Below are 7,475 nucleotides of genomic sequence, written 5' to 3'. Positions count from 1 at the left end.
GCACCGCTATCTAAATAGATAACGCGGTGCCCATTATGCTCTTTATGTAATATAGGAAAGTCTTTGTATGCTTCTGCAATTGGTCTCATAAAAACGCCTCTTTAAATTTTATTACGTACAGCTGCTAATGCTGCTTCTTCAATCGTTTCATCACCAATGCGATCAATAATAGGTCGAATCATAGATTCAACAATAATATGTTTTGCTTCTACTTCACTAAAGCCACGGCTCATGATGTAGAACAATTTATTATGATCAATTTGGCCTGCACTTGCTGCATGGTTACCAACTACATTATCTTCTTTACACAATAATAGTGGCAAGGAGATAGATTTTACAGTAGGGTCTAACAACAAGCAAGTATCTTCTTCCGCGCCTTCAGCTGCAGTTGCACCATGAAGGAAATCAAGGGTACCACGGAAGGATTTTTTAGAATTACCGCTAAGAGCACCTAAGGTATGAATATCACTGTAGGACTTTTTACCACCATGACTCATAACCATAGAAATATCAAATTTTTGCTCTTTATTACCAAGATAAGCAATGTCATGAATCATACGAGATTCTTGACCTACTAAATCGTGATAGTAATTCAAGATGTTTTCACTACCACCAATTTCAATATTGATGTATTCTACATCTGCTTTATCTTCTAATTTAGTGTATCGATGCTCGATATGTTGTACATGTTCAGGTAAAAGATTTACCTTTTTCACTACAACTTTACCAGCTTCTTTAACATCGTATTCGTTTAAATAGCTAACATTTGTCAATGTATCGCCAGAACCAGTTACATAGAATTGCACTTCTAATTCAGCACCTTCACCAACGATAAATTGGAAACGGTTCGCCACACGAGCATTAGCATCAATGCGGATACCTACTACCTCTTTTGCTTTAGCAGGTACATTGATAGCATAGCCTTCCGCTTTTTCCACTAATTCTAGAACAGCTTCTTTATTGGCACCTTCATAATTACCATCTAGTAATGCTGTACCAGTAGGTAATGGTGAAAGAATATTTTGATTCGCTTCTACAGCGATGGATTGTACCGCTGCATCTTCTCCAGCTAGAGAGCTTACAGTATGATTAACGCGTAACCATCTGAATGTCGGTCTAGGGAGTTCATTAAATAGTAATTCGCTCATAATTCCTCCTTAACCGATAGAGCCTTCTAATTCAAGATTGATTAGATTGTTCATTTCTACTGCATATTCAAGTGGCAATTCTTTAGAGATTGGCTCTACGAAACCACGAACAAGCATAGCACGAGCTTCTTCTTCACTGATACCACGAGTCATGAGGTAGAAAATTGCTTCATCGGAAATACGACCGATTTTTGCTTCATGACCTAAGTCTACATTATCGTTTTCTACGATAATTGCTGGGATTGTATCAGATTGAGACTCAGCATCAAGCATCAAGGATTCACAAGAAACTGTTGCTTTAGAATGTTCAGCTTTAGGACCAATTTTCAAAAGGCCACGATAAATTGCAGCGCCACCGGATTTAGAGATGGATTTAGAGTTTACATTACTTGTTGTATATGGTGCATTATGTACCACTTTACAACCTGTATCAAGGAATTGGCCTTCACCAGCGAATGTTACACCTGTAAATTCAGCATGTGCACCTTCACCGTTAAGAATACTCATTGGATACAAGCAGGAAACTTTGGAACCAAAGGAACCAGATACCCATTCGATTGTACCATTTTTACCTACTACACAACGTTTTGTGTTAAGGTTGTACATGTTCTTGGACCAGTTTTCAATTGTAGAGTAACGCAATGTAGCATTGTCTTTAACGAACAATTCAACAGCGCCGGCATGAAGGTTAGATACATCATACTTAGGAGCAGAGCAACCTTCGATAAAGTGCAATTTAGCACCTTCTTCTACAATGATCATAGTATGTTCAAACTGACCAGCACCTGGTGCATTCAAGCGGAAGTAAGATTGCAATGGAATCTCTACTTGTACGCCTGCTGGAACGTATACGAAGGAACCACCAGACCAAACTGCACCATGAAGAGCAGCCCATTTATGGTCTGTAGGTGGAATCAATGTCATCCAGTATTTTTTTACGATTTCTTCATGCTCATGTAATGCTGTTTCAATATCAGTATAGATAACACCTTGTTTAACAAGATCTTCTTGAATACTGTGGTAAACAACTTCAGAGTCATATTGCGCACCAACACCAGCAAGAGATGTTTTTTCCGCTTCTGGAATACCTAAGCGGTCAAAAGTGCTTTTAATTTCTTCTGGAACTTCGTCCCAGTTTTCTTTCATATCTACTTTAGGCTTAACATAAGTATGGATATTAGCCATATCTAAGCCAGAAATATCAGGAATCCAGTTTGGAATCCCCATACGATTGTAGATTTCTAAAGATTTCAAACGGAAGTCAAGCATCCATTCAGGTTCATTTTTATTAGACCAAATTTCACGGATAATATCCTCTGTCAAACCGGCATCAGAAATATAAGAATATTCAAAGTCATTCTTAATATCATAGACACCACGGTCCATATCCGCGACTTGGGTTTTCTTTCTTTCTTCCATTGTGCCTCCTATGCTAATGCTTTGTATGCGTCGTAACCTTTTTCTTCGATTTCACGTACAAGAGAAGCATCACCAGTTTTAACGATCTTACCGTTGATCAATACATGAACATAGTCAGGTTTTAATTTTTGCAAGATTTGGTTGTGGTGAGTGATGATCAATACAGCATTGTCTTCGTTGTGGAAACGTTGTACGCCTTCGGATACGATACGAACTGCGTCTACGTCAAGACCGGAGTCAGTTTCATCAAGAATAGCCAATTTAGGATTCAAAATGGACATTTGAAGAATTTCATTTTTCTTGCGTTCACCACCGGAGAAACCTTCATTTACATAACGTTGTGCATAGGACAAATCAAAGGACAATTCATCCATTTTTTCTTTCAATTCTTTTTTGAAGGATAAGGCACGTACATTTTCACCAGTAATTGTGGATTTAGCTGTACGAATGAAGTTTTCTACAGTGATACCAGGAATAGAAATAGGGTTTTGGAAGGACATGAAGATACCAGCTTTTGCACGATCGTTTACTGCATCTTCTGTAATATCTTTACCATCAAAAATAATGGAGCCACTGTCTACAGTATATGTAGAGTTACCCATGATAGCATTAGCAAGTGTAGACTTACCTGCACCATTTGTGCCCATTACAACGTGAATTTCACCTTTATTAATTGTTAAGTTGATACCTTTCAAGATTTGTTTATCTTCAACGGATACCTTTAAATCTTTTATCTGAAGTAATTCAGCCAAAATATTCACTCCTTTTTATTATGTATCCTCAATATCGAGGCATACAATCGTTATATGTAAAACGTATATACTGACACATATAAAAAGGCGGTACGCACTAACGTGAATACCGCCGTAATTCTCGCCAACTTAGCAAGTATGTGCATAACAATCTACAATTATTATACATTCTTATCTAAATGATAGCAAGATATTCCTACTAAAATATACAGGAATTAAAAGAATATCATATATTACATATATTGATAGGCTTTTAATAATATTCATTCTCATCCTATTCGATTCTCAATATTAAATTATAGGTTGGAGAAATCGAGAGTGCCAAACAAATCATCATATGTTTCAGCACGACGAATTTGTGTAACAGAGCCATCTTTATGTAATAACAACTCAGCAGAACGCAATTTACCATTATAGTTAAAGCCCATAGAATGACCATGTGCACCAGCATCATGAATGATGATACGATCACCAATATCAATTTTTGGCAATTCACGTTGGATTGCGAACTTATCGTTATTTTCACATAAGGAGCCCGTTACATCATATACATGGTCCTTAGGCGCATTTTCTTTACCCATTACAGTAATATGGTGATAAGAACCATATAATGCTGGACGCATAAGATTTGCCATGCAAGAATCAAGACCAATGTAATGACGATAAATATCTTTTTTGTGAATCGCTGTAGAAACTAGGTAACCAAATGGACCTGTAACCATACGACCACATTCATAAGCTAATGCTACATCACCAAGACCATTAGCTACGAGAATTCTATTGTAAGCCTCTTCTACACCCTTGCTAAGCGCTTTGAAATCTACAGGTGTTTGTTCTGGTTTATAAGCAACACCTACGCCACCACCAAGATCGATAAACTCAACATTGATGCCAAGCTCATTTTTAATATCTACGGCAAGATTAAAGCAAAGTTCAGCCGTGCCAACTAAGCCATCGATATCAAGTTCATTAGAAACAACCATTGTATGGATACCAAAGTGTTTTACACCTTTTGCTTGTAGTTGTTTGTAGGCTTCAAAAATTTGTTCACGAGTCATACCGTATTTAGCTTCTTCCGGAAGGCCAATAATTGTATTGCCCCCTTCTTTTAAGGAGCCTGGGTTATAACGAACGCAGAACGTATCAGGCAAAGAACCATGATTTTTTTCTAAATATTCAATATGAGTAATATCATCTAGGTTGATAATAGCACCCATTTCTAGTGCTTTTTTATATTCTACATATGGTGTGTCATTAGATGTGAACATAATGTCATGACCTGTAATGCCCACTTTTTCGCATAGCATCAACTCTGCCAAGGAAGAGCAATCTGCACCTACCCCAAGTTTTTGTAACACACGCATAATATATGGATTTGGAGTCGCTTTTACAGCAAAATATTGTTTAAACCCTTTATTCCAAGAAAATGCATCGATGAAAGATTTCATATTTTCAATGATACCTTCTTCATCGTAAATATGAAATGGTGTTGGATATTGGGCAATAATATTTTCTAATTGTTCAGCTGTAAACGGAACTGTTTTTGTATTCATAATAACCTCGCTACACAAATAAAAGACTCATCAATCGACGAGTCTATTATCCTAATTATTATTTAAATAAAGCTTTATCTAGGCTATAGCGACCTGCACCTGCGAAGAATAACATAAGTGCACCAAAGCCCATTTGAGATGGATAGTCCCAACTAAAGAAGCTGCCACTAAGATTTAATATTGTGGCCACTGCTAATGTACCAATAAGTAACAAAGATCCAATCCGTGTAAATAGACCAATTGCTATAAGTACGCCGCCTATCATTTCTGCATATGCTGCCATAGTACCTAATATTTCATAACCACCAGGTACACCTAATGGTGCCAACATAGCTCCAACTTTATAAAGGCCTTCAGCACCGCTCAAATACTTTAAATATCCATGATAAAACATGGAAATACCAAGTGCCAAACGATAAACTAAGAGGCCAAAATTAACATAATTAGGTTTACTTTTAAAAATAAAGCTCAACATAGTAATCCTTCTTTCAGGTTAAACAACATCGAAATAATTCGATAACCATATTATAAAGGTCAGTAACTACTGTGTCAAACTAGACTCAATATTAAATTCTATAGAATTATAACATATGTTGTATACAAAATCAATTTTATCGATTTGATAATCTACATACAAAAATAATCCTAATGAAAAAGTGAACATATAGTTCCTAATTCATTAGGATTATTCTAAATCTTATAGATTATGCACTAAGCAGTTGATTACATCATACCGCCCATGCCACCCATTGGAGGCATTGCAGGAACTGCAGCATTTTCTTCTACTTTGTCAGCTACGATTGTTTCAGTAGTCAATACAAGAGATGCAATGGATGCAGCATTTTGAAGAGCAGAACGTGTAACTTTTGCAGGATCCACGATACCAGCTTTTACCATGTCGATGTATTCTTCAGTCAAAGCATTGAAACCAACACCAGCTTCAGTATTTTTAACTTTTTCAACTACAACGGAGCCTTCAAGACCAGCATTGTAAGCGATTTGACGAAGAGGTTCTTCTACTGCACGTTTAACAAGGTTGATACCAGTTTGAACATCACCAGTAGCTTCCAATGTATTCAATGCAGGGATGATGTCGATGAATGTAGTACCACCACCAGCTACGATACCTTCTTCAACAGCAGCGCGAGTTGCGTTCAATGCGTCTTCGATACGAAGTTTTTTATCTTTCATTTCAACTTCTGTAGCAGCACCTACTTCGATAACTGCAACACCACCGGACAATTTAGCAAGACGTTCTTGTAATTTTTCACGGTCGAATTCAGAAGTTGTTTCTTCTACTTGTGCACGGATTTGGCTTACGCGTTTAGCAATTACATCTTTATCGCCTACACCATCGATGATTGTAGTTTCATCTTTAGTGATGCGAACTTGACGAGCTGTACCAAGGTCAGTAAGTTCTACGGAATCAAGTTTACGGCCCATATCTTCAGTAATTACAGTACCGCCAGTCAAGATAGCGATATCTTCAAGCATAGCTTTACGACGGTCACCGAAGCCAGGAGCTTTAACTGCTACAGCTTTGAATGTACCACGCAAACGGTTTACTACCAATGTAGCCAATGCTTCACCTTCTACATCTTCAGCGATGATAAGAAGTTCTTTGCCTACTTTTACCACTTTTTCAAGTGTTGGCAACATATCAGCGATAGCACTGATTTTACGGTCAGTAATCAAGATGTATGGGTTATCCATAACAGCTTCCATACGATCAGGATCAGTTACCATGTAAGGGGAAATGTAGCCACGGTCGAATTGCATACCTTCTACAACGTTTAATGCAGTTTGCAAGCCTTTGGATTCTTCAACAGTGATAACGCCGTCGTTACCAACTTTTTCCATAGCTTCAGCAATCAAACCACCGATTTCTTCGTCAGCTGCAGATACGCTAGCAACTTGAGCAATTTCAGCTTTACCAGAAACTTTGATGGAGCGTTTTTTAATTTCTTCAACCAAAGTTTTAACTGCTGTTTCAATACCTTTTTTCAAGATCATTGGATTAGCGCCAGCTGCTACGTTGCGCATACCTTCTTGAATCATTGCTTGCGCCAATACTGTTGCAGTAGTTGTACCGTCACCTGCTACGTCGTTAGTTTTAGTAGCAACTTCTTTAACTAATTGAGCACCCATGTTTTCAAATGGATCTGGAAGTTCGATATCACGAGCAATTGTTACACCATCGTTTGTGATTGTTGGAGAACCGAATTTTTTATCCAATACAACATTACGGCCTTTTGGTCCTAATGTAACTTTTACAGCATTTGCCAATTGATCAACGCCACGACCTAAAGCGCGACGAGCTTCTTCATTAAACAAGATTTCTTTTGCCATATGTATTACCTCCTAGATAATAACAGTATCTAATGTAAGGGAATTTATATGCCCGTAGGCAATATAGAATATATCAATAGTATGTTTAGCTCTATACAGCTATAAATTAGCTATTATAATACTGCTAAGATATCGCGTTCGCTAATTATCAAATGAGTAGCGCCATCGATTTCTAATTCGCTACCAGCATATTTTGCAAACATAACAGTATCGCCAACTTTAACTTCTGGAGCTACACGTTGACCATTGTCATA

Annotated in this window: 6 protein-coding genes and 1 pseudogene; all 7 read right to left on the bottom strand. The window is 37.5% G+C overall.

Features of this window, described 5'->3' with window-relative positions:
- Positions 1 to 101 precede the first annotated feature (101 nt).
- Positions 102 to 1,148, bottom strand: a complete 1,047-nt coding sequence (locus QZ055_RS07105) for a SufD family Fe-S cluster assembly protein (protein ID WP_295825601.1) — start codon at positions 1,146 to 1,148, stop codon at positions 102 to 104.
- Between the two features lie 9 nt (positions 1,149 to 1,157).
- Complete coding sequence (sufB, locus tag QZ055_RS07100; protein ID WP_105089273.1) at positions 1,158 to 2,567, bottom strand: Fe-S cluster assembly protein SufB; 1,410 nt, start codon at positions 2,565 to 2,567, stop codon at positions 1,158 to 1,160.
- An 8-nt stretch (positions 2,568 to 2,575) separates the two neighbouring features.
- Positions 2,576 to 3,319, bottom strand: a complete 744-nt coding sequence (sufC, locus tag QZ055_RS07095; RefSeq protein WP_039969146.1) for a Fe-S cluster assembly ATPase SufC — start codon at positions 3,317 to 3,319, stop codon at positions 2,576 to 2,578.
- A 296-nt stretch (positions 3,320 to 3,615) separates the two neighbouring features.
- Positions 3,616 to 4,872 carry a diaminopimelate decarboxylase gene (locus QZ055_RS07090; RefSeq protein WP_005386368.1) on the bottom strand — a complete coding sequence of 419 codons (1,257 nt, stop codon included), beginning with the start codon at positions 4,870 to 4,872 and terminating at the stop codon, positions 3,616 to 3,618.
- 58 nt (positions 4,873 to 4,930) lie between these two features.
- Complete coding sequence (locus QZ055_RS07085) at positions 4,931 to 5,347, bottom strand: DoxX family protein (protein ID WP_295825599.1); 417 nt, start codon at positions 5,345 to 5,347, stop codon at positions 4,931 to 4,933.
- A gap of 248 nt (positions 5,348 to 5,595) precedes the next feature.
- Positions 5,596 to 7,221, bottom strand: coding sequence for a chaperonin GroEL (gene groL, locus QZ055_RS07080; protein ID WP_105089275.1), 1,626 nt, complete (start codon positions 7,219 to 7,221; stop codon positions 5,596 to 5,598).
- Positions 7,222 to 7,334: 113 nt separating this feature from the next.
- A pseudogene (locus QZ055_RS07075) lies at positions 7,335 to 7,475 on the bottom strand (co-chaperone GroES); the annotation flags it as partial.

Source organism: uncultured Veillonella sp., from assembly GCF_905209685.1.
Lineage (GTDB): Bacteria > Bacillota > Negativicutes > Veillonellales > Veillonellaceae > Veillonella.
This window is presented reverse-complemented; position numbering and strand designations above follow the sequence as displayed.

Coding starts and splice junctions, on each gene's coding strand:
- QZ055_RS07105 (WP_295825601.1), bottom strand. CDS start 1,148: ATGAGCGAATTACTATTTAATGAACTCCCTAGACCGACATTCAGATGG.
- sufB (WP_105089273.1), bottom strand. CDS start 2,567: ATGGAAGAAAGAAAGAAAACCCAAGTCGCGGATATGGACCGTGGTGTC.
- QZ055_RS07090 (WP_005386368.1), bottom strand. CDS start 4,872: ATGAATACAAAAACAGTTCCGTTTACAGCTGAACAATTAGAAAATATT.
- QZ055_RS07085 (WP_295825599.1), bottom strand. CDS start 5,347: ATGTTGAGCTTTATTTTTAAAAGTAAACCTAATTATGTTAATTTTGGC.
- groL (WP_105089275.1), bottom strand. CDS start 7,221: ATGGCAAAAGAAATCTTGTTTAATGAAGAAGCTCGTCGCGCTTTAGGT.